This window comes from Oleiphilus sp. HI0125, from assembly GCF_001635355.1.
This window is the reverse complement of record NZ_LWGF01000440.1, coordinates 1-610: the sequence shown is the minus strand read 5'-3', so window position 1 is coordinate 610 and position 610 is coordinate 1. Positions and strand designations below refer to the sequence as shown.

Here is a 610-nt window from a genome sequence, read left to right as displayed (position 1 = left end):
ACTTAAACGGAACTTGATCAAGGTGATAAACAGTGTGCCAACAATCACTATCCCTAGACCTGGGATATTGACGAAATCCAAAATGCTGGAGTTCAGCAAAATTGCGCCGATAATAACTGCCGCACCAGCTAGCATCCCTATCAGGGTCGCTAAATCCATACTTTACCTGCTTTCGTTTTATGCCGATCGTTATCGTAGTGCTGCAATACAATGCGCGGTATTAGGTTGAACATTTCGCCACACACGAAATGCTTCCGCCGCCTGTTCTACAAGCATACCTAAACCATCCATGGTCATTGTTGCGCCGCTGTCTTTGGCCCAACAATTGAAGACCGTCTCTTGGTCCCCGTACATCATGTCGTAAACATGCGTTTCGCTTGAAAAGATCTCAGAAGAAATTTTCGGAAGCTCTCCTGAAAGGCTAGCAGAAGTTCCATTGATCACCAGATCAAATGCACTCGATAAATCGTCAAAACTCTCTGCTGTTAACTCTGCACCGCATGCAACAATTTCAGGTCTTTGTTTGTATCGGCCGACAAGCTGTTCAGCTTTAGAAAAAGTTCTGTTGCTAACTACCAACTGACTTGGAGCTGCCTCAAGAATCGGGAGT

Annotated in this window: 1 pseudogene; it reads right to left on the bottom strand. The window is 45.2% G+C overall.

Annotation, left to right across the window (positions count from 1 at the left end):
- Positions 1–189 precede the first annotated feature (189 nt).
- Positions 190–610, bottom strand: a pseudogene (gene aroE, locus A3762_RS27170) (shikimate dehydrogenase); the annotation flags it as partial.